This window comes from Actinomadura sp. NPDC000600, assembly GCF_040492135.1.
GTDB lineage: Bacteria > Actinomycetota > Actinomycetes > Streptosporangiales > Streptosporangiaceae > Spirillospora.
The window spans coordinates 1-18,532 of sequence record NZ_JBEUPD010000021.1 but is presented as its reverse complement, the minus strand read 5'-3'; the positions used below and the strand labels follow the sequence as shown (position 1 = coordinate 18,532).

16 protein-coding genes, 1 tRNA gene and 1 pseudogene are annotated in these 18,532 nt (G+C 71.9%); 14 read left to right on the top strand and 4 right to left on the bottom strand.

Annotation, left to right across the window (positions count from 1 at the left end; genetic code table 11):
* The first annotated feature begins 93 nt into the window (after window positions 1–93).
* Entirely contained in the window at window positions 94–1,413 is a 1,320-nt protein-coding gene (locus ABWI07_RS27395) for an MGH1-like glycoside hydrolase domain-containing protein (RefSeq protein WP_149257546.1), read from the top strand.
* Between the two features lie 17 nt (window positions 1,414–1,430).
* Complete coding sequence (locus tag ABWI07_RS27390) at window positions 1,431–1,925, top strand: hypothetical protein (RefSeq protein WP_149257545.1); 495 nt, start codon at window positions 1,431–1,433, stop codon at window positions 1,923–1,925.
* Here the strand turns inward: ABWI07_RS27390 and ABWI07_RS27385 are convergent.
* On the bottom strand, window positions 1,922–2,185 hold the full coding sequence (locus ABWI07_RS27385) for a YtxH domain-containing protein (protein ID WP_149257544.1): 264 nt from the start codon (window positions 2,183–2,185) through the stop codon (window positions 1,922–1,924). The two genes, ABWI07_RS27390 and ABWI07_RS27385, sit on opposite strands and share 4 nt — an antisense overlap.
* 143 nt (window positions 2,186–2,328) lie before the next feature.
* On the opposite strand from ABWI07_RS27385, the gene ABWI07_RS27380 reads away from it, so the two are divergent.
* Window positions 2,329–2,401, top strand: a tRNA-Asn gene (locus tag ABWI07_RS27380).
* Window positions 2,402–2,900: 499 nt separating this feature from the next.
* Here ABWI07_RS27380 and ABWI07_RS27375 read toward each other — a convergent pair.
* Window positions 2,901–3,374 (bottom strand): CU044_2847 family protein, encoded by a 474-nt coding sequence (locus ABWI07_RS27375; protein ID WP_353820220.1) that lies wholly within the window; start codon window positions 3,372–3,374, stop codon window positions 2,901–2,903.
* 1,090 nt (window positions 3,375–4,464) lie between these two features.
* Here ABWI07_RS27375 and ABWI07_RS27370 point away from each other — a divergent pair.
* The 3 genes and pseudogenes from ABWI07_RS27370 (at window position 4,465) to ABWI07_RS27360 (ending at window position 6,635) form a co-directional block, all read left to right on the top strand.
* Window positions 4,465–4,707 carry a type 2 periplasmic-binding domain-containing protein gene (locus ABWI07_RS27370; protein ID WP_353820219.1) on the top strand — a complete coding sequence of 81 codons (243 nt, stop codon included), beginning with the start codon at window positions 4,465–4,467 and terminating at the stop codon, window positions 4,705–4,707.
* 71 nt (window positions 4,708–4,778) lie between these two features.
* Window positions 4,779–5,150 (top strand): annotated as a pseudogene (locus ABWI07_RS27365) (ADP-ribosylation/crystallin J1); the annotation flags it as partial.
* A 27-nt stretch (window positions 5,151–5,177) separates the two neighbouring features.
* Window positions 5,178–6,635, top strand: coding sequence for a HEAT repeat domain-containing protein (locus ABWI07_RS27360; protein ID WP_353820281.1), 1,458 nt, complete (start codon window positions 5,178–5,180; stop codon window positions 6,633–6,635).
* On the opposite strand, the gene ABWI07_RS27355 is transcribed toward ABWI07_RS27360, so the two are convergent.
* Window positions 6,627–7,517 (bottom strand): LLM class F420-dependent oxidoreductase, encoded by an 891-nt coding sequence (locus tag ABWI07_RS27355; protein ID WP_353820218.1) that lies wholly within the window; start codon window positions 7,515–7,517, stop codon window positions 6,627–6,629. The genes ABWI07_RS27360 and ABWI07_RS27355 overlap by 9 nt on opposite strands.
* Before the next feature lie 90 nt (window positions 7,518–7,607).
* On the opposite strand from ABWI07_RS27355, the gene ABWI07_RS27350 reads away from it, so the two are divergent.
* The 7 genes from ABWI07_RS27350 to mnhG all read left to right on the top strand — a co-directional run bounded on the left by ABWI07_RS27350 (window position 7,608) and on the right by mnhG (window position 14,255).
* Entirely contained in the window at window positions 7,608–8,141 is a 534-nt protein-coding gene (locus tag ABWI07_RS27350) for a TetR/AcrR family transcriptional regulator (RefSeq protein ID WP_353820217.1), read from the top strand.
* A 227-nt stretch (window positions 8,142–8,368) separates the two neighbouring features.
* Window positions 8,369–11,179 carry a hydrogen gas-evolving membrane-bound hydrogenase subunit E gene (gene mbhE, locus ABWI07_RS27345; protein ID WP_353820216.1) on the top strand — a complete coding sequence of 937 codons (2,811 nt, stop codon included), beginning with the start codon at window positions 8,369–8,371 and terminating at the stop codon, window positions 11,177–11,179.
* Window positions 11,176–11,598 carry a Na(+)/H(+) antiporter subunit C gene (locus tag ABWI07_RS27340; protein ID WP_353820215.1) on the top strand — a complete coding sequence of 141 codons (423 nt, stop codon included), beginning with the start codon at window positions 11,176–11,178 and terminating at the stop codon, window positions 11,596–11,598. Before mbhE ends, ABWI07_RS27340 begins: the two co-directional genes overlap by 4 nt.
* On the top strand, window positions 11,595–13,118 hold the full coding sequence (locus ABWI07_RS27335; RefSeq protein ID WP_353820214.1) for a Na+/H+ antiporter subunit D: 1,524 nt from the start codon (window positions 11,595–11,597) through the stop codon (window positions 13,116–13,118). Before ABWI07_RS27340 ends, ABWI07_RS27335 begins: the two co-directional genes overlap by 4 nt.
* Window positions 13,115–13,651 (top strand): Na+/H+ antiporter subunit E, encoded by a 537-nt coding sequence (locus tag ABWI07_RS27330; RefSeq protein ID WP_353820213.1) that lies wholly within the window; start codon window positions 13,115–13,117, stop codon window positions 13,649–13,651. The genes ABWI07_RS27335 and ABWI07_RS27330 overlap by 4 nt, the downstream gene beginning before the upstream one ends.
* Window positions 13,648–13,914 (top strand): MrpF/PhaF family protein, encoded by a 267-nt coding sequence (locus tag ABWI07_RS27325; protein WP_149257533.1) that lies wholly within the window; start codon window positions 13,648–13,650, stop codon window positions 13,912–13,914. The genes ABWI07_RS27330 and ABWI07_RS27325 overlap by 4 nt, the downstream gene beginning before the upstream one ends.
* Window positions 13,911–14,255 carry a monovalent cation/H(+) antiporter subunit G gene (gene mnhG / locus ABWI07_RS27320; RefSeq protein ID WP_353820212.1) on the top strand — a complete coding sequence of 115 codons (345 nt, stop codon included), beginning with the start codon at window positions 13,911–13,913 and terminating at the stop codon, window positions 14,253–14,255. The genes ABWI07_RS27325 and mnhG overlap by 4 nt, the downstream gene beginning before the upstream one ends.
* Before the next feature lie 35 nt (window positions 14,256–14,290).
* On the opposite strand, the gene ABWI07_RS27315 is transcribed toward mnhG, so the two are convergent.
* Window positions 14,291–17,359 (bottom strand): AAA domain-containing protein, encoded by a 3,069-nt coding sequence (locus ABWI07_RS27315; protein WP_353820211.1) that lies wholly within the window; start codon window positions 17,357–17,359, stop codon window positions 14,291–14,293.
* 329 nt (window positions 17,360–17,688) lie between these two features.
* Here ABWI07_RS27315 and ABWI07_RS27310 point away from each other — a divergent pair, with 329 nt between their 5' ends.
* Entirely contained in the window at window positions 17,689–18,453 is a 765-nt protein-coding gene (locus tag ABWI07_RS27310) for a helix-turn-helix domain-containing protein (protein ID WP_353820210.1), read from the top strand.
* The last annotated feature ends 79 nt before the right edge of the window (window positions 18,454–18,532 follow it).

Below are 18,532 nucleotides of genomic sequence, written 5' to 3'. Positions count from 1 at the left end.
ACCGTCGCTGCCCCGGGGGTCGCCGTGACCGCGATCTGAGGCGACAATCAAGAGGCACCCTTCTCGCGCGCAGGGGGAGGCCACCTGGATCACATGAGCTCCCGTCTCACCGGCGACGAGACCGCGCTGTGGAAGGCCGCGGCCCGGGTCCTCGACGCGAACTGGACGGGCACCGCCACCGCCGCCTCGCCCGGCCTCTACCCGCACCAGTGGAGCTGGGACTCGGCCTTCATCAGCATGGGCCTCGCCCGCCACCGGCACGACCGGGCCGAGGCCGAGCTGCTCTCCCTGTTCCGCGGCCAGTGGGCGGACGGGATGGTCCCCCACATCGTGTTCAACACGAGCCTCGACCGGCGCGCCTTCTTCCCCGGCCCCGAACTGTGGCGCAGCGACCGGCAGCCCGGCGCCCCGCGCGGCGTCCACACCTCCGGCCTCACCCAGCCGCCGCTGCACGCCCTCAGCGCCCTCCGCCTGCACGAGTGCGCCGCAGACAGGGACGGCAGCCGGGCGTTCCTGGCCCGCCTGTACCCGATGCTGACGGCCCAGCACGGCTACCTCGCCCGCTGCCGCGACCTCGACTCCAGCGGCCTCATCGCCATCTGCCACCCCTGGGAGTCGGGCCTCGACAACAGCCCCGCCTGGGACCGTCCCCTCGGCGCGCTCCCGCTCCCGCCGTCCTCCTACGCACCCGGCCTGCGCCCCCACACCCTGCCGACCGGCGAGGACTACGACCGCTACGTCCGGCTCGTCGCGCTCATGCGGGACGCGGGCTACCGGCCCGGCTACCTCCGCGACACACACCCGTTCGCCGTCGAGGACCCCCTCGTCAACGCCGTCTACCTCGCCTCCACACACGCCCTCGCCGCCATCGCCGAGATCATCGGCGCCGACCCCGTCCCGCACCGCGAACGCGCCGAGCGCGTCCACCGCGCCGTCCTCGACCGGCTCTGGGACGCCGAGACCGGCTGCTTCCGCGCCCGCGACCTGCGCGACGACCGGCTGCTGCCCGTCGTCACCGCCGGCTCGTTCGGCCCGCTGCTCGACCCCGAACTCCCCGAACCGGTCGTCCGGAGCCTCGTCGACCTCCTGCTGTCGGCGCGCTTCGCCGGCGCCGCCGGCTACCCCGTCCCGACCTGCGACATCCAGGCCCCCGCGTTCGACCGCGCCGGCTACTGGCGCGGCCCCACCTGGATCAGCACCAACTGGCTCGTCTGGTACGGCGCCCTAGGCCACGGCCTGCCCGTCGTCGCCGACCTGCTCTACGGCTCCACCATGCGGCTCGTCCGCCAGTCCGGGTTCCGCGAGTTCTTCGACCCGTTCGACGGAACCGGGCGCGGCAGCCACGACTATGCCTGGTCGGCGGCGCTCGTCCTCGACCTCCTCGGGGCCCGCCGCGCCCCCCAGGCCGCCTGATCGCCTACCGTGGGGGCATGCGCCTACACCGGGGCCCCCTGCCCGCCGCGGTCCGCGACGCGCTCGCGCTCGAACGCGGCGAACGCGTCCTCGCGGCGGCCCCCACCCGCGGCGGCTCCTACGTCACCGCCACCGTCCTCGCTCTGCACGTGCCGACCCCCTCCGGCGGCTTCACCCGCATCCCCTGGGAACGCGTCGACCACGCCACCTGGAAGGACGGCTGGCTGCACGTCAAGGAGACCTCCGGCGGCGGCGAGCACCACGTCCGCCTCACCGACCCCGGCTCGGTGCCCGAGACCGTCCGGGAGCGCGTCACCGCCACCATCGCCGTCACCCACCAGGCGGCCCTGCCCGGGGGCGGCAAGGTGCGCATCGCCGGCCGGCGCCCCGCTGCCGGCGGCGATGTGCGCTGGACGTTCGTCTTCGATGCGGGGCTCGACCCGTCCGACCCGGGCCTACGCGCCCAGGCCGAACAGGTCCTCGAAGAGCTGCGCCGTCAGACCGGCCTCTAGCCGGGGTACGGCTGCTCCTCCTTGCGGCCCCCCGTCACCTGCTCGGGCACGCGGTCCTTCAGGTGGCCCGCCTTGTCACGCGCGACCTCGGCGAACGTCTCGCCCTTCGACCGCAGCTTCCCCGCGGCCTCCTGCACGTTCGGGTTCTCCGAGACCTGCTTGGACAGCTGCCTGAGCTGCTCGTACCGCTCACGTCCGGCCTTCGTCCCGAAGACGTAGCCGACCGCGGCGCCTGCGATGAACATCGTGCGAGCCTTCATGTCCAACTCCTACTGACGGCGGAATCGTGACACCCCCTATACCCGCCCTAGGCGCCTCAACCCCTGCGCGTGCGCGAACAGCCCCGGACATGCGCTAACCTAGACGCGCCGCCAGGGCTCGACAGACCCCGGCGGACGCACGATCCCGCGTAGCTCAATCGGCAGAGCAGCCGGCTGTTAACCGGCAGGTTATTGGTTCGAGTCCAATCGCGGGAGCTCGAGGCGGGCGTTCCTGCTCGGCGAGCTGGCGCTCGCCTTCGCCGGAGCCCGTTGTGCCAGCCCGGGGGGCGACCCCCCGGAACCCCCCGAGGCGGCGTCGCCTGCTCATCGAGCTTCGCTCGATTTCGCCGGGGCCCGTTGTGCCAGCCCGGGGGGGACCCCCCGGAACCCCCCGGTGGGGAGCTTCGCTCCCCGGCTCCCGGTTGCGGTCTTGGATTGTGTTCTGGTTGGTCGCTGGTTGCGGCCTAAGACCTTCTGATGTGTCGCCGGTTGCGAGCTCGGATCGTCTCGAAACGTTCCCGGTAGATTTTCCTGTCCTTCTAGCGATACCCGGCACAGGCCGCCATCCAACCTCGGGTCTGGCGGCTGATCGGCGTGGGGAGGCGGCCAGGGCCGCAAGGGTGGTCGGGGCGCTGGAGGCGGGGACCCGGGCAGTCAGCTCTGCGGGAGACCGCGCGTTGCCGCCTTGGTGGGTGCGTGCCGGCTTCCCCGTGCGTCATCTCCAGCGCACGGTGACTTCAACGGCGGACTCACTACGGCATTTGGCGACAATGAAGTCCGCCTCATCTGAAACCTTCATGCCGAACTTCAGTTCGATCTCTATGGGGTCCATGGGGTCTATTTTGGATCTTAGTTCTTTGGCCATGTCCGACGCGGCGGCGGCTACCTGATCCAACTTGTATTTCAGTGCACCGCCGTCGCTGACCTCGGGCTTGCGTCCCGTCGGACCGCTGCCCGTCGCCGAGTAGAGCAAGTCACAGAATGCTGTGGCCCGAAGTGCCGGGTCGTCAATGGGAAGATCTAGTGGAGTCTGAGAAGAGGTGGCGAGATTATAGCGGCGCTCGAGCGCTTTGAGCAGGAGATCCTCTGCGGTTCGTTCGCTATCGCCGCCTCCGGCCGGTCGGTCCGCATTCTTCTCGAACAAGACCTGCGACCCGTCATCCAAGGTGTACTTAGCGTAAGTCGTCATATTCGCATGCTTCCCGCCAGTGCCGGGTAGCATTCACCTTCCACCTTAGATTCGCCTTCAATCCCCTGCAATCTTGATCTACTGTCTGGGCTTGCTGAGGGACGTTCGCGGCTCGGTGGCGGTTGAGTAATCTTTCAGGTATTTGAGGGTCGAGGGGCCGCAAGTACTATCGAAATGCAAGTCCAAGTGCAGACCAACGCCACGCCAGCTCGGGATGTCTCGTCTACGGCGGCGGCGCTTTTTGCGCCCCTGGCCCGGCGGCGGATCCTTCGACGCTCGCGTGCAGCAGCCCGCGTTCGGCGTCCAGCGCGAGGCCGTGCTCCGGCGCCAGGTCGACGACCTCGACGATCCGCCGTGTGTCAGGGGCGATGGCGGTGAGCTCGCTGCGCCTGGCGGCGTTTGCGTGGTAACCCCCAGCCGACGCAATGTGGTGGAGGGTGCCGTGGCCCTCAGCCTGCTGACGGCCCTGGATGCCCTCCTCCGGAGAACGGCGTCACTCGCGCCGCTGAGCGGCTCGGCACGTCGCCGGGCGTCGTCAGCCCAATGCTCGGACGGCTGAGTCGCGCCACCGGCGACCCGTCCTGGTTCGTGCCGGTCAGCAGATGGTTCCCACCCCACGCGCGGTGCGACTGCGGGAGGAGGTCCGCCTGCCCCTTGAACGCGCCGATGCCGTTCTCGCCCCGGCGTTCCCCCGGCCTTCCCGACCTGGACCGGGCGTTCACCGTCCAGATCAGCGATCTCCTCCTTGCGGACCTGGCCACCCGTTGACCGAGCGTGTGCGCGCTCAGGCTCCTTATGCCGTGCTGGTCTTCCTCTCGGAGCCGATCGAGGGATCTCCCGCCCTGCGCCAGGGCGCGGTGGACCTCGAACTCGGGGTCCTGAACCACCTGGATCCCGAGACCTGCGCCGAGGCCCTGGCCGACTATCCCTTGTTGCCGGCCCGGTCGACGCGCGCCGGTTCGCTGCGGCCGACTACATCGGCATCTCCCGGCGGGGCGGACGGCACGGCCCCAGCGACATCGCGCTCGTTCAGCGAGGACTGCGCCGGTGCGTCGCCGCCGTTGTACCCAGCCGTACCGCCGCGTTGCTGATGGGCCGCACCAGCGACCTGGTCTGCCTCAGCCTCGACGGATGGCTCCCCGGCGCCGTCACCGCCCTCGGCATGCGCACGTTCCTGATCCCCGTCGCGATTCTGGCCGTGGAGATTGGTATGGCCTGGCACCCGTGCCACTCATCCGATCGCGGCCACCAATGGTTCCGCGACCCGGTCCGCGCCGCCGTCCGGCCCAGCACTCCCACCTCGTCCGCTGAGACATCGCCCCCTGCGGGGTGAGGTCGTCGGGCGGCTGAGCGCGGGTGGGTTATCCGGTTGTCGCCGTTCGGTAGGGCGGCCAGACTCGGTCCATGATCGACGACCGGGGTGGGGTGCGTGCGGGCGGGCGGGCGACGGTGACGTTGTGGCGGCCGGTCGGCCCGGCGGAGCTGGTGCTGGTGCGTGCGTCGGAATGGCGGGCCTGGCCGCGTCGGCTGCCGGATCAGCCGATCTTCTATCCGGTGCTGAACGAGGCGTACGCGGTGAAGATCGCGCGGGACTGGAACGTGGCGGCGTCGGGCGCCGGGTTCGTGACGCGGTTCGAGCTGGACGCGGACTTCGCGCGCCGCTACCCCGTCCGGCAGGTCGGCGGGCGGAGCATCCTGGAGCTTTGGGTGCCGGCCGAGGAGCTGGAGGAGTTCAACGCTCATCTGGCCGGGCCGATCCGCGTCGTTCGCGACTTTCACGCCCGGGGCCACACCTGGCTGGCGATGCGGGTCGCCGATGCGGCCGCCGGCCGGGGGCCCTCGGACGAGGCCGCCGTGATGTTGGAGGTCGCGTCCGCGGCGACCTGGATCGGGCTCGACCGGGCGCTGCGCTCTCCCGAGGTGGTGTACAGCGAGAGCTTCGCCATGGCAGAGGACGGGCTGCCCCGGGACGGGCGGCTTTCGCGGCTGGTGGCGGCCTGCTCCCCGGACGGCCGCCGCCGGGAGTCGGCCGTCGCGTACCCGGGGATGGGCGCCGATGGGGTGCTGCTGCCCGCCCTGGTGCTGCGGACCGCCGACTGGGCGCCGCAGGTGCGCGAGGCCGCGCGCCGGTCTTTGGTCGCGGCGTTGAAGTCAGCGGATACCGCCGCGTTGGTGGCGGCAGCCGGTGTGGCGGTGGCGATCGAATCGTGGGAGCGCGGCGGACACGCTCTGGAGGCCGTCGCCGAAGCGCTGCGCGCGGCCCCGGACGAGGTGCTGGCGTCGGCTCGTGGGCAGCAGGACGTCGGGGTGCGGCGGCTGGCGTACCGGTCGTGGCTGGCATCGGACCGTCCCCGGCACGAGGAGGTCCTGCTCGCTGCTTTGGACGAGCAGGATGTGGTCTGCCAGATGCTTTGTGCGGAGTGGCTGGTGTCCGATGCCCTCCGGTGCCGGCGTGTTGACGGGCTGGAGCGGCTGCTGGGAGAAGGAGGCGCAAGGGCCGGCGTCGCGGCGCTCACCGCACTCGTGGAACTCGGCCGTCCCGACGCGGGTGTGGCCCACCTGGCGGATCGGTCGGCGATGATGCGCGCCACCGCGCAGTGGGCCGCCCGCCGCGCCGGACGCGATCCCGCCGTGATCTACCGCGACGCCTTGGCCTCGGATCGGGCACCTGGCCGGGTCCGCGCACTGGTCGCCGGGCTCGGGGAATGCGGCACGCGTCAGGACGTGGATGTGCTACTGCCCTTCCTGGAGGACCCGAGGCCCCGGGTGCGGGCCGAAGCGGTGCGGGCCGTCCGGCGCCTGGGCGGCCCCGTCGCCCCGATCGCCGGCATGCTCGCCGATCCCGCCCCGGTGGTCGTCCGAGCGGTCAGGCGGGGACTGCGCGGCGAGCCCGGTGCGGTGCCGGCCCCGCGCCTGTGGGCCCTGCTGGCCGCCGATTCACCGCCGCACGTTCGCGTGGGGGCTTACGAGCAGCTCTGCGGCATGGACACCTGGACCCGCGTCCATGCCGACCTCCACCTGCTGGCCGCCCGCGACGCGGAACTCGGCGCCCGGGCTCGCGACGACCTGATCGACTGGTCGCGCCGCAGTGCCGTCACCGCGTTCCGCATGCCGTCCGAGGAAACGGCGCTACACCTCGGTAAGCTGATCGACACGGCCGAGCCGGTGCTCGGCGCCCGGCAGGCCGGCCGGCTGCGCTGGATCCTCGGGCGGCGTGCGGCCGGACCGGCAGGCGGCGGGGGCGGGAGCCGGTCAGCGTAGGGCGGCGGCGAATTTCAATAGGCGGGCCGGGTCGCCGTAGGGGCTGATGAGTAGGTCCGTGGCGCCGGCGTCTTCAAAGCGGCGCAGGTGGCGGGCGACCGTTTCCTCGTCTCCTACGATCACCGTCTCGTGGACGCCGGTCAGGCCCTGGCGGTCGAGGACCGCCCGGTAGGCGGGGAAGTCCGACGCGGGGCCGAAGTGGTCGGCCAGGTCGCGGCGGACGCCGTCCGGGTCGTTGGTGAGGGCCACGATGACGCCTGCGAGCACGCGCGGTGCGGGGCGTCCCGCGGCCTCGGCGGCCTTGGTGATCGACGGGACGATGTGGTCGGCGATCGTGTCGGCGCCCACCCAGGTCGTCACGGTGCCGTCGGCGAGTTCTCCCGCCGCCCGCAGCATGGCCGGGCCCAACGCCGACACGATCACCGGGGGCGGGGTGGCGCCGGGTGCGTCGAGAGTGCCTACCGCGGTCAATGTCTCGCCGTGGTGGTCGACCTCCTCGCCGCGCAGCAGCGGACGCAGCGCGGACAGGTATTCGCGGACGTGCCGCACCGGGCGCTCGTAGGCGATGCCGTGCAAGCCCTCGATGACCTGCGGGTGGCTCGGCCCGATGCCAAGGGTGAAGCGGCCGCCCGTCATCGCCTGCGCGGTGAGCGCCTGGCTCGCCAGCGCGAGGGGATGGCGCGGGTAGGTCGGGACGATCGCGGTGCCCACCTCGATGTCGGGGAGCTCGCGTCCGGCGACCGCCGCGGTCATGAGGGCGTCCCAGGACGCCGTGTGCCCGAAGAAGACGCTGTCGAGGCCGGTGTCCCGGGCGAGGCGGACCTGGGCGACGAGGTCGTCCAGGGGCGCCGCTCCGGCGATGGCGAACAGTCCGATGCGCATGAGCCGCTCCAAAGGTGAATCGGATCTTCCGGTTCTGCTTGGGCAGGATAACCTGAATCCCTTGTTCCGGTTACCTCTGGGAGTGACACGATGCGGGCCGACGCGAAGCGCAACCGCGAGCGGATCGTCACCTGCGCCCTCGACCTGTTCGTCGAGCGGGGGCCCGGCGTCAGCATGGAGGAGATCGCGCGCGCGGCCGACCTCGGCGTGGGCACCCTCTACCGGCACTTCCCGGACCGGCGAGCGCTCGTCGAGGAGATCGCGAGCAGTGCGCTCCGGCACCTCGGCTCGGAGATGCGGCGGCTTCGGGAGCGGGAGATCCCGCGCTGGGACGCGCTGACCGAGGTGGTGGCCTTCTGCGCGAGCCAGCCGTTCGCGCTCGTGAAGTCCGTCGCGGACGGCGATGCTCCGAAGGAGCGGCTCGTCTTGCAGGACGAGGTCGACGGCCTTTTCCTGGAGTTCGTCAAGGAGGTGCAGGAAGCGGGCGCGATGCGCGACGACATCAGCCCCGCCGAGGCCGTCGAGATCCTCAGCACCGCCGTCTGCCGCCCCGGCGCCCAGCCCGGCGACGCCGTCACCCGCGTAATGCTGGACGGCCTCAGAGCCAAGCCTTCGGCGTCGTGACGTCCACCGGTGGCCGGGGAACTCCGGGGGTTCGGTCGCTGAGTTGAAGCGCTGACGTCCCCTCGCTCGGTGTTTGAGCGCCTGGCCCGTGGGCGGGTCGGGCGCTCTTTTGTGTGTCGGTGCTGTTGGGGGTCGCGCGGTCTTCTCATACGGCGGGATGGTCGTTTCGGGGGTGTTGATCGGGTAGGTGGGAGGCGACGTGCCTTGCGGAGGGGGGCTGCGGCGGCATGCTCGCGCTGGTTCTCGCCTATGCCGTCGTCGCGGTCGCGGTGCCCTGGGCGCTCGGGCGGCGTCGGCGCCTGATGGCGTGTGCGGCGGCGGTCCTGCCGGCGGGGACGGCCGGGTGGGCCGCCGCGCAGGTCGGGCGGGAGCCGGTCACGGCAAGGTTTGACTGGGCGCCGGATCTGGGGCTGGTGTTCGATTTCCGGCTGGACGCGCTGTCCATCGTCATGCTGCTGCTGATCGGCGGGGTCGGGGCCGTCGTCCTGTGCTACGCGGGGTGGTACTTCGAGCGTTCCGAGAGGCTGATGGTCGGGACGCTCGTCGCGTTCGCGGGAGCGATGACGGGGCTGGTGCTGTCCGACAACCTGCTCGTCCTGTACGTGTTCTGGGAGCTGACCACGCTCAGCTCGTTCGTGCTCATCGGCGCGCCGCGGCCCGAGCGGGCGGAGGACCGGAGGGCGGCCGCGCAGGCGCTTCTCATGACGACCGCGTTCGGGCTGGTCATGCTCGCCGGGTTCGTGCTGGTCGGGCAGACCGCCGGGACGTACCGGATCTCCGCGATCGTGGCCGATCCGCCGGGCGGCGGCCTCGCGACGGCGGGGGTGGTGCTGGTGCTGCTCGGCGCGTTCGCCAAGTCGGCGCAGGTGCCGCTGCACGCGTGGCTTCCCGCCGCGATGGTGGCGCCCACTCCGGTCAGTGCCTATCTGCACGCCGCGGCCATGGTGAAGGCCGGCGTCTACCTGGTGGCGCGGCTGACGCCCGCGTTCGCGGGCGCCGGGGTCTGGCGCCCGCTGGTGCTGAGCGTGGGGCTGCTGAGCCTGCTGACGGGCGGGATCCTCGCGCTGCGGCAGCATGACCTGAAGCGGCTGCTCGCATACGGGACGATCAGCCAGCTGGGCTTCCTCATGGTCCTGCTGGGGGACGGGACGCGGATCGCGGCGCTGGCGGGCACCGCGTTGCTCCTGGCCCACGGTCTGTTCAAGGCACCGCTGTTCCTGACGGTCGGCGCGCTTGAGCACGAGACGGGCACGCGCCGCGCCGACCGGCTCTCGGGGGCGTGGGGACGGCTGCCGGTGCTGGCGGTCGCGGCGGCGGCGGCCACGGCGTCCATGATCGGGCTGCCGCCCTTCCTGGGGTTCGTGGCTAAAGAGGCCGCCGTGGAGGCCTTCGCGCATGGGGGCTGGGCCGTCGTCGTCCTCGTGGGGGTGGTGGCCGGGTCCACGCTGACCGTGGCCTACGGGATCCGGTTCTTGTTCGGTGCCTTCGCCGGTCAGGCGGACGTGTCGCCCAGGGAGCGCTGGGGATTGGTGGGGCCCGTCGTGGTCCTCGCCGCGGCCGGATTCGCCTTGGGCGTCATCCCCGGGGTGATGCAGAAGCTCGTCGGGCCGTACGCGGACACGCTGCCGGGGGACGGCGAGTACAAGCTCGCTCTGTGGCACGGGCTCGCGCTGCCGATCGCCCTGTCCATGCTCGCGCTCGTGCTGGGCGTCGTGGTGTTCGTCCTGTTCGGGCGGACGTTCCCCGTCGGGCGGGCGCGGTGGCGGTTCCTGGACGCGCAGCGCGGCTACGACGGCGCGGTCGAGGGGGTCCTCGCCGGGGCGCACGCGCTCACCGCGCGCGTGCAGATCGGCTCGCTGCCCGTCTACCTCGGCGTGATCGGGGCGACGGTGCTGGTGGTGCCCGGCTCGGCGCTGGTGGCCGGGCTGGTCCGCGGGACGGGCCCCGGCATGCCGGTGGACCGGTTCCGGGCGTGGGACGATCCCGCGCAGGTCGTCCTCGCCGTCGTCGTGATCGGGTGCGCGCTCGCGGCGCGGCGGGCCCGCCGCAGGCTCACGGCCGCGCTGCTGCTCGCCGGGACGGGCTACGCGATCGGCGGGCTGTTCGTGGCGCAGGGCGGGCTCGACCTCGCGCTGACGCTCTTCGTCGTGGAGACCCTCTCGCTGATCATGCTGGTGCTGGTGCTGCGGCGGCTGCCGGTGCGGTACCCGCCGCGGCGCCGCACGGGGCCTGCCAGGGCCGCGGGGGGAGCGATCAGCGCGTGCCTGGGCGGGTTCGTCGCGCTGTTCCTGGTGGTGGCGGCGCTGAGCCGGAACACCCGGCCGGTCGGCGCCGGGTACGCCCCTCTCGCGGCCGAGGAGGGGGCCGAGAACATCGTGAACGCGATCCTCGTCGAGATGCGGGCGCTGGACACCCTCGGCGAGATCGCGGTGCTGGGCGTCGCGGCGATGGGCGTCGTCGGCCTGGTGACGAGCGGACGGCGGCTGCCGAGCCCGACCGGCGGGGGGCGCGGGCCCGGCGAGCCGGGGAGCCGCTGGCTCGCGGCGCCGGGGCGGCCGCCGCTGGGCGGTTCCTCGGTCGTCCTGGAGGCGGCGGCGCGGCTGATCGGCCCGACCGTCCTGGTGTTCTCCCTCTACCTGCTGATCGCGGGCCACAACCGCCCGGGCGGCGGGTTCGTGGGCGGGCTCGTGGCGGGCATGGCGTTCGCCCTGCGCTACCTGCCTGGCGGCCGCCGGGAACTGGCGAGCGCGCTGCCGGTGCGGCCGAGCGTCCTGCTCGGCGGCGGGCTGGGCCTCGCGGTCGCGACCGGCGCGGCCGGGTGGGCGGACGGCGGGTTCCCGCACGGGCAGTTCCTCCAGGGCGAGGTCTGGAGCGCCTCGCTGCCGGTCCTCGGCGAGGTGAAGCTGCCCACCAGCCTGTTCTTCGACATCGGGGTCTACCTGCTGGTGCTCGGGCTGGTCCTGACGATCCTCTCCACGCTCGGGGCGAGCCTGGAGGACGAACCGGATGAAGACGACGAAGAGGAGGAGACGGCATGACCGGTCCCGCGCTCGTCCTCGTGCTGACCGTCGCCGTGCTGTTCGCCGCCGGGTTCGACCTGCTGATGCAGCGGTCCCTCATCCGCGTCGTGGTCGGCTTCATGCTCCTCGGGCACGGCGCCAACCTCGTCCTGCTGCTGGCGGGCGGGGCCGCCGGGGCGCCGCCGCTGCTCGGCGCGAAGGCGGACCGGGCGATGTCCGACCCGCTGCCGCAGGCCATGGCGCTCACCGCCATCGTGATCACGTTCGGCGTCACGGCGTTCCTGCTGGCGCTGGCCTACCGGAGCCGGCGGCTGCTCGGCGAGGACGAGGTGCAGGACGACGTGGAGGACCGCCGGATCTGCGCCGAGCACGTCCGCGCGTCCTGGGACGAACCGCCGGAGCGGCGCGACCCGCTGGAGGAGGACGAGAGCGGATGAACGTCCTGCTCCCCATGCCGTTCGCGCTGCCGCTGCTCGGGGCGGCGCTCGCGATGGCCAGCCGCCGGCGCCGGTCCTGGCTGCGGATCCTCGCGCCGCTCGTCGGGGCGGGCGTGGTGGCGGCCGCCGTGGCGGTGCTGGTCGCGGTGGCGCGGGACGGGGTCGTCGCGGTGCAGGCCGGGGGATGGGCGGCCCCGCTCGGGATCACGCTCGTCGCCGACCGGCTGTCGGCGCTGCTGCTCGTGGTGTCCAGCACCGTGCTGCTGGCGATCATGCTGCACGCGGTGGCGGAGGGCGCGGGCGCGCTGGAGCGCCGGAGCGAGCCGGGGGTGTTCCATCCCGCCTACCTCGCGCTGACCGGCGGGGTCTGCCTGGTCTTCCTGGCCGGGGACCTGTTCAACCTGTTCGTCGCGTTCGAGGTGATGCTCGCGTCGAGCTACGTGCTGATGACCCTCCAGCCGACGGCCGCGCGCCTCCGGGCGAGCATGACCTACACGGTCGTCAGCCTCACGTCGTCCATCATGTTCCTCACCGCGCTCGGCCTGACCTACGCGGCGGCGGGGACGGTGAACCTCGCCGACCTGTCCGAGCGCGTCCCGCACCTGCCGGCGGGCACCCGCACGGCGCTCGGGCTGCTGTTCCTCGTGGTGTTCGGGATCAAGGGCGCGATCGTGCCGATGCACCTGTGGCTGCCCGACAGCTACCCGGCCGCCCTCACCAAGGTCACCGCCGTGTTCGCCGCGCTGCTGACCAAGGCCGCGGTGTACTCGCTCATCCGCGTCCAGACGCTGGTGTTCCCCCGCGAGCACGGGTCGTGGGTGATGCTCCTCCTCGCCGCCGCGACGATGGTCGTGGGCACGCTCGGCGCGCTGGCGAACGACGACATCCACCGGGTGTTCTCGTTCACCCTCGTCGGCCACATCGGCTACATGCTCTTCGGCCTCGCGCTGTTCAGCGTCGCCGGGCTCACCGGGGCGATCCTCTACCTCGTCCACCACATCGTGGTGCAGGCGACGCTGTTCCTGGTCAGCGACCTGATACAGGCGCGCACGGGGGAGATCTCCCTGCACCGCCTCGGCGGCATCGCGCGCCTGTCGGCCTTCATCGCCGTGCTGTTCTTCATCCCCGCGATGAGCGTGAGCGGGGTGCCGCCGACCTCCGGGTTCGTCGCGAAGCTCGCGCTGTTCCAGGCGGGCCTCGGGTCGGGACGGCCGCTGGCGTACGCCGTCACGGGGTTCGCGGTGCTCGCGAGCCTCCTCACGCTCATGGCGATGGCGCGGATCTGGGCGCTCGGGTTCTGGCGCCCCCGCCCGGAGGAGGCGGGGGAGCCGCCCGCCGCCGAGCCCTACACGCGCGGCGGGGTGCGGGCCATGCAGGCGGTGACCGCACTGATGGTCGCGGGCGGGCTCCTCATCGCCCTGTTCGCCGGTCCGCTGTCGGCATGGAGTGCCCGCGCCGCGGCCGACCTGGTGGAGCCCACCGCCTACCGGCACGCCGTGCTGGACGGGAGGACGCCGTGAACCACGCGGTCCGCAGGGTCGGCGCCCGGCTGGGCATGACGGCGTGGCTGCTCGCGGTCTGGGTGCTGCTGTGGGGACGGGTCGACGCCCTGATCGTCGTCGGCGGCGTCATCGCCGTGCTCATCGCCTACGCGGCCAGCAGGCTGCCCGCCGTCCCGCTCGTCAGGCGGATCCGGCCGCTCCGCCTCGCCGAGGCCGGCGCGGAGCTCGCGTGGGACCTGCTCGTGTCGAGCCTCGTCATCGGGTGGCACGCCCTGCGCGCACCGCGCCGGGCCAGGGGCGCCGTCATCGAGGTGAGGGCCCGGACGCGCTCGGAGCTCGTCCTGCTCGCGGTCACGACGAGCATCACGCTGCGCCCCGGCACCCTGCTCGTCGACCTCGACTGGGACCGGTCGGTCCTGCGCATCCACTGCATGCCGGTCCGCGACCGGCGGGAGGCCGACGCCGCCCGGGACGGCGTGCTCCGGACGGAGCACAGGCTGATGCAGGCCCTCGTGACACCGGAGGACACAGCGGAGGAGGAACCGCGTTGACCGTCGTCTACACCCTCACCATGGCCCTGCTGGGCGCGGCGATCCTGATGACCGCCGCGCGGCTCGTCCGCGGCCCGACCTCCTTCGACCGGATCATGGCCGTGGACGTCCTGGCGGTCCTGCTGGTCAGCGGCATCGCGGTGCACTCGGCCGTGTGGGGGGAGCCCGCGCAGGCCACGATCCTGGTGGCCTTCGTGCTGCTGGGGTTCGTCGGGTCGGTCACCGCCGCCCGGCTCGCGGCGCGGCGGGAGGGGGACTCGTGAACGCCGGCGACGTCGCCACCGCCGTCCTGATGCCCGCGGGCGCCGCCTTCTGCGCGGTGGGCGCGCTCGGCGTGCTGCGGTTCCCCGACCTGCTCACCCGGCTGCACGCCGCGACGAAGCCGCAGACGATCGGGCTGCTGCTCGTCCTCGCGGGCGCGGCGCCGCAGGCGGAGTCCGTCGCGGCCGCCGCGCCGCTGCTGCTGGTCGCGGTCTTCCAGCTGATCACCGCGCCCGTCGCCGCCCAGACGATCGGCGCCGCCGCCTACCGCGCCGGCGCCCTCGACCGCTCCGTCCTGACCGTCGACGAGACCGGCGCCGGATCAGGTGAAGGCGAACGGTAGCGGTTCGCCTGGCCGGCGGGGTTCTCCGAGGCGGATCACGGGAGCCAGCGGGACACGAGGTCTCGCGGGACGCCTTCTCCCATGCTCCAGAGCTTCAGCTCGTTGTGCCATCTCAGGGCGTAGGGGTTGCCGCCCGCCTTGACGAGGCTCTTGAACTCGTCCTTCTCATCGAACGGGACGGATACGTACAGCCGACCGTGGACGACGTCGCCCGCGCCCGGGCGGTCCCCCTCGGACGGACTCCGATCGGCGCGAGGAGCCTGCCCTTCGCCTCGTGGGCGCGGGGTGCGTGCGGGGCGGTCCATCCGGGCAGCGTCGATGATCCGCCGGACGCGTTCGCATGCTCCCCGGTCGGTCATGCGCATCATGAGGTCGGTCGAGCCGCTGTGGGCGAGCAGGTTCAACGATCCATGCCAGAGAACGGTGTCGTCGAGGATGAGAATCTTCTCGTGCATGCGCTCCCGCTGCGTCACCTGGCAGCCCTCGCCGCGCAGCAGGTCGATGAGCCTGGCCTGGGGCGAACCGGGCTCGGGCGGGCGGGTGTGCACGGTGACTCGGACACCTTCCGAGATGCGGCGGGCGAGGAGGCGCCGCCATTTCCGGACCGCGCTGTCGTTGAGGAAGGCGCAGTAGACGTCGATGCCGGTCTCGGCCCTGGCGATGTCCCAGGCCACGGCGCGTGCGACTTCGTCGGCGGGGAAGAAGGCCGGGCGGGCCAGTTCCTTCTCGTCGAGTCCTCCCAGGTCGGAGGCCGCTCGAACGGGCACCAGGTCTTCGACCGGTAGCCGCTGCGCGTGGGTTTCGAGGTGGCGGAGCATCCGTGCCGCCTCGCCGTGCGGCGGCAACTCCCGGCGCAGGAACTCGACGTCGGCCACGACGACCAGGTGGTCCTGCGCCCGGCTGAGCGCGACGTTGAGGAGTCTCGTCGTCGTCGACGCCAGGCCGACGTCCTCGTAGAAGAAACCCAGCCTGCTGCCCGCGCCGGCGACCGTGTCGATGATGACCATGGGCCGCTGGCTTCCTTGAAACCGGTGGACCGTGTCGACCAGGCCGTCGTATTCCACGCCGAAGCGTTCTCTGAGGCTCGTGCCGAGAGCGTTCACCTGGTTTCGGTACGGGGTGATGATGCCGAGCGAGTCCGTCGGCCCGCGCCGCTCCGGGGGGACGGGATGCTTGCGTGCGGGCAGTACTCCGTCGTACTGCAGGCCGCGAATCAGCTCATGAATGACCGCTTCGTGTACCGGGTTGGATTTGTGCGCCTCCCTGCCGACGGTGTTCGCGACCCGCCGGCTGGACGTGTCGACGAGCACGAGCGGTTCCTCGACAAGCGAGGACGGCAGACGGCTGCGCTCGGACCGGCCCGTCGCCAGCGGAGAGTCCCGGTAAGCGACTTCGTTGACGATGGCGCAGATGGCGTGCCGCATGCGGTACTGCTCGTTGAGGCACACCATCCTTGCGTCCGGGCGGGCCCTGCCGCTCTCGTCCACGAGGCCGGCGGCGTGGAACGCGTCGCGGTCCATCCACTCGCGAGAGTGCTTCCTGGCGTCCGGGGGCGCCTTCCGGCTGGAGGAGCCGTGGGTGATGGCGGGCAACTGGCGGAAGTCGCCCGCCAGGACGACGCGCTTCCCCGCGAGGCCGGCCACGAACCACGCCGACGGCAGGTTCACCATCCCCGCTTCGTCGATCACGACGACGTCGACGCCGTCCATCAGCGTGCGCGTCTGTACCGCTTTCGAGACGGTCGTGCCCATCACGCGGCAGCGGCCGCGCACCGCCTCGGCGATCTGCTGCCGCTGCCGCCGCAGTTCTTTGAGCCGGTCGGCCGATCGGGGGACCTCGGTGCGGAGCCAGGACTCCGCAGGCACGTCGCGCACCCGGAGACCGAGTTCCTCGGCCCCGCTCCTCGCAGCAGCGAACTCGGCGGCGCGGATCTCGTGGTCGCGTATGGCCGCCTGCCTGTGCTGGTCGATCTGCCACGCCTTCCCCTCCTGGACGGCGAGGCCCGCCTGCAGCTCCGCCAGCTTCGCGGCCTTTCGCTGGGCGAACAGCCCGGACGGCCGGCCGAGGTCGGTGATCTGACGCCGGAGGACCTCGATCGCCTGGAGCGCGGCCGACCGGTCGTGCTCGATCTCGGACAGCGCCCGGATGATGCCCTCCATCTCGCGGGCCAGCCGGTCGCGGTGCCCGAGCAGGGCCGCGTACTCCTCGTGGACGGCGAGGTGGCCCCGCATCCCGTCGAGGCGCTCCGACTCCTCCGCGATCCGGGAGTCCAACTCGCCGCCCAGGCGCTCGGCCACGCGTTCGGGGACGATCTGGTCGCCGTACTTCTCCGTCAGCGAGGCGACGGCGATATCCCCCGCCCGCTGGACGAGCCCGCCGTCGAACCCGTCCTCACAGGCCAGCAGCGCGCAGACGCGTTCGAGCGCCTGGTCGACCGCGACCTTGGTCGGGGCGACGAACAGGACCCGGTGCCCCTGCCGGTAGCAGCCCTCGACGATGGCGGAGACCACCTCGGTCTTGCCGGTGCCGGGCGGCCCCCACACGAAGGTGATCTCGCTGCTCAGTGCCTGCTCGACGGCGGCGCGCTGGCGCGCGTTGAACCGGCGCTCCGCGTATCCGCGAATGAACCGCGCCGGGGTGGAGCAGCGGTCGATGCGAGGGCGGCCCAGACCGAAGACCCAGGACGCGACAGGGAGCTTCAGCGGCGAGTCGGAGTCGCCGGCCTGCGCGAGCCTGTCGGCCAGGACCTCCCAGCCGGACGTCTCGTCCTCCGTGAGGGTCGCGCCCTCGGGGCGCTGGCCGAGATCGGCGGCGGTGACGACGCGGACCTTTCCGTCCGGCGACCGGGTCGCGACGGCCCGCTCCCAGGGCGCCTTGGAGCGCGCCGCGCGGATGAGCAGGTCCTTGCCCACCAGGGCCTTGTTCCACCGCCTGCATTCGAAGACGTACTCGTGCTCATCGCCCGCCTGCGCCACAAGGCGCCCGGCACGCAGCGTGATCTTCGGCGCACCCGCCCGGTCGTCGTGCAGCAGGGCGGTGATCTCGGCGCGGGTCGCCTGGAGCAGGTCGGGAATCGGGTGAGTGAGTGCCCTCTGCTCCGCCAAGGCGGTCTCCTCGAATTCTCGTCGTTGAGATCAACCATCATCACCGATGCCGCGACTCGCTGTCAGGTGATCGTCAAGGCCGGTGACGCCCGCGCGAACGGGGCGGAGGCGGCCCGGTCGCCGAGGCCGGTCGTAGCGCGTCGAACGGCGGCGTGCGGTGGCCGGGTGACCGGCTTGCGGGGCCGCCTCGCCACATTGGATCCACCATGGCCGGCTTCTTTGATTAATCGCTCCACGGCTTCTGGTATTCGATTTAAAATCGGGAGAGCGAGATGAATGCCTGGAAAAGTCCCCCTGGCGCAGTCGAAACCGGTGCTGCCCTCCGGCCTGTGGAGTCAACGATGCCCCGTCGTCCTCGTGATCTCGAAGTCCCGAAAACTCCCATCGAGTACTTCGGTGCTGAACTACGCGCCTGTCGCGAAGCGGCAGGTCTCGGGCGCCCGCAACTCGGTGCGAGACTCGGCTACTCGCCTCAATGGGTCGGCCAGATAGAGCGCGGAGACAATGCGCCCTCCGAGGATTTCGCGAAGGACTGCGACACGTTCTTCGAGACGAAAGGGGCATTTCTTCGCTTATGGGAGTGGATCCAGCGGCTCGGCCACCTGCAGATCCTCCCGCCCGGCTTCGCGGAGTTCCTCCAGCGCGAGGCGAGGGCGCGGGTGATTCACAAGTTCGAGGCCATGGTGGTAACGGGCCTTTTCCAGACGCGGGAGTACGCGTACGAGCAGTTGAAGGCCGGTCGGACGCCCGAAGAAGTCGACGAGCTCGTGGCGACGAGGCTCGATCGCCAGGCGATCCTCCAGGGGGAGGAGCCCTGTCACCTCGTCGTGGTCTTCGACGAGTACGCGATCAGGAGGCCGGTCGGGGGCCCAGAGGTCATGCGGGGCCAGATACAGCATCTGATCGAGCTGGCTGACCGGATGAACGTCACCCTGCAGATCGTGCCGAGTGCCAAGGGCAGTTACCCGGGAGTCATGGGGGCCTTCACGGTCCTTCGCTTTGAAGAGGAGCCAGATCTCGCCTACGTGGAAGGCCATGTGGGCGGCCAGTTGATCGAGCGAGGAGGTACGGTTCGGGCCAGGGCTCCGGAGTAGTGGAACTCTCGGCCTGATTGTCCGGTTCTGACAGTCGTGTGGCTGGGCCGGAGATGCGTGCAGGCACGACCTTCGTGAT

Bases quoted from the DNA above. Each gene is read 5' to 3' on its own strand.
- ABWI07_RS27390 (WP_149257545.1), top strand. From the start codon at position 1,431: ATGCGCCTACACCGGGGCCCCCTGCCCGCCGCGGTCCGCGACGCGCTC.
- ABWI07_RS27355 (WP_353820218.1), bottom strand. From the start codon at position 7,517: ATGCGCATCGGACTGTTCGCCATCGCCGGAGCGGCGCCCCTGGACGAC.
- mbhE (WP_353820216.1), top strand. From the start codon at position 8,369: ATGCTCGCGCTGGTTCTCGCCTATGCCGTCGTCGCGGTCGCGGTGCCC.
- ABWI07_RS27350 (WP_353820217.1), top strand. From the start codon at position 7,608: ATGCGGGCCGACGCGAAGCGCAACCGCGAGCGGATCGTCACCTGCGCC.
- ABWI07_RS27360 (WP_353820281.1), top strand. From the start codon at position 5,178: ATGCGGGTCGCCGATGCGGCCGCCGGCCGGGGGCCCTCGGACGAGGCC.
- ABWI07_RS27340 (WP_353820215.1), top strand. From the start codon at position 11,176: ATGACCGGTCCCGCGCTCGTCCTCGTGCTGACCGTCGCCGTGCTGTTC.
- ABWI07_RS27375 (WP_353820220.1), bottom strand. From the start codon at position 3,374: ATGACGACTTACGCTAAGTACACCTTGGATGACGGGTCGCAGGTCTTG.
- ABWI07_RS27385 (WP_149257544.1), bottom strand. From the start codon at position 2,185: ATGAAGGCTCGCACGATGTTCATCGCAGGCGCCGCGGTCGGCTACGTC.
- ABWI07_RS27395 (WP_149257546.1), top strand. From the start codon at position 94: ATGAGCTCCCGTCTCACCGGCGACGAGACCGCGCTGTGGAAGGCCGCG.
- ABWI07_RS27370 (WP_353820219.1), top strand. From the start codon at position 4,465: ATGGGCCGCACCAGCGACCTGGTCTGCCTCAGCCTCGACGGATGGCTC.
- ABWI07_RS27335 (WP_353820214.1), top strand. From the start codon at position 11,595: ATGAACGTCCTGCTCCCCATGCCGTTCGCGCTGCCGCTGCTCGGGGCG.